This is a genomic window from Kocuria sp. CPCC 205297 (assembly GCF_040981035.1).
Taxonomy (GTDB): Bacteria; Actinomycetota; Actinomycetes; order Actinomycetales; family Micrococcaceae; genus Kocuria; species Kocuria marina.
Genome location: NZ_JAVKPY010000032.1, coordinates 1 through 1,432, shown reverse-complemented (window position 1 = coordinate 1,432; position 1,432 = coordinate 1). Strand labels below are relative to the sequence as shown.

Annotated in this window: 1 protein-coding gene; it reads left to right on the top strand. The window is 49.4% G+C overall.

Going from position 1 to position 1,432, the window contains the following annotated elements; all coding sequences use genetic code 11:
- Positions 1-69: 69 nt before the first annotated feature.
- Positions 70-447 (top strand): hypothetical protein, encoded by a 378-nt coding sequence (locus tag RF650_RS13500; protein ID WP_368815174.1) that lies wholly within the window; start codon positions 70-72, stop codon positions 445-447.
- Positions 448-1,432: the final 985 nt, after the last annotated feature.

Sequence of the window (1,432 nt, the reverse complement as noted above, 5' to 3'; positions counted from 1 at the left end):
GATAGGAGGCATATCTGATTCTTATTATTTGCCGGGAACGTGAAAAAGCATGCTGAGTGTGTAGTTTACATGTACAGCAAAGTCGCGATGCGGTTTAGTATTCCGTGCGAGTGCTTTGATGAAAACACGTCGCGCGCGCCCCCTTTGAGATCACGCGGTCACGCCCCAATGCGTGCGCAGCGCAAGACGCCGAGCCCACCTGCACCGGTCTATAAAAGACCAACCACCAAGACCGCACTACCTACCTCCAACCATCACCTCGCCCTCCTCTTCACCCATAAAAAAAGAATGCCTCCCCCACAAGTTGTCGTCTGCACCAACCACGGCAAGGAGATTGGTGGCGGCAACCACTACTGCATTATCTGCCGCACCCCCGCTCCCGCCACCCCTCCCGGTAAGTTGAACAAACCCTCTTCGCACGATCCGATCACTTCTGAAACCGACTGACCAGTGATTCAACCTCTGTTCTAATCTTCCCAGCCTGAATTTCCCTTCTCGTTAACTTCTAGGCTCCTGCAATCTTGCTTTCGGCTTTCTGGAACTCCTTTTTGTTTTTCCTGAGAAAAGTGTAGGTAGGTCTCTTCCAGGATCCACATCGAAATCAGCCTTGTATTTGTTCCTTTGTCCTGACTTGATTTTCCACAAATTTCAGTGCGTGTACATATCATAGTCAGTTCAAATCACCCCCGAACAGCCAAGTATCTCAATGCGAACATCGAGGTGAGGTATTGGATACTATTGAAATCTCTCGGGTTGGATTCCACACTGAATCCCTCTCCTTTCCCTGACAATTTGTGATATACTTCAGACGGCGGTGGCCTCTCCACTATCCCAATTGTTTCTCTGCTTTTCCACCTATCTTTAGTTTTCCCTGTTTTCCGGCCTTTCTGAAATTCAAAACCTTCAATTTTTTTCCTTCTCAAAGTGGGAAAGCCCATTTACATTCCGTCTCAAAGCACTCGTCGGATACTCAAGCAATTCTTCATTGTATGTATACTTAGTGGTGAAATGTTGTTGGCCACTTCCAACGCCTTGATCCTACATGATCATGTTTTCATACTGCCAAATAGTGGGCTTGTTGCCTGCGTTTAACTTTCACCTCGGCATATTCGCCACCGATAAATGCCACTCGTCCAACAAGGCAAGCTGAGTAGGATTCTGAGGTGGCTAGCGAAATGGCTGCGTTGTTGTAATATTCCGTCAGAGTGCTTTCGCGGGTCCCCATTGTGATCACGCGGCGGTCGCTTGGACGAGGGTCTTGGCAGCTTGCGCAGCGCAAAGCACGGAGCCCACGTTCGGCGGTCTATAAAGAACGCACCACCAAGACCGGACTACCTAGCTCCAACACTCCTCCCTACCCACTCAAAAAAAGATGCCTCCTCCACAAGTTGTTGTCGTCAAGAACGAGGGTGGCAAGGAGATTGGAGGCGGC

What these genes read in the sequence shown, in the direction of transcription:
- RF650_RS13500 (WP_368815174.1), top strand. Translation starts at nt 70, where the DNA reads ATGTACAGCAAAGTCGCGATGCGGTTTAGTATTCCGTGCGAGTGCTTT.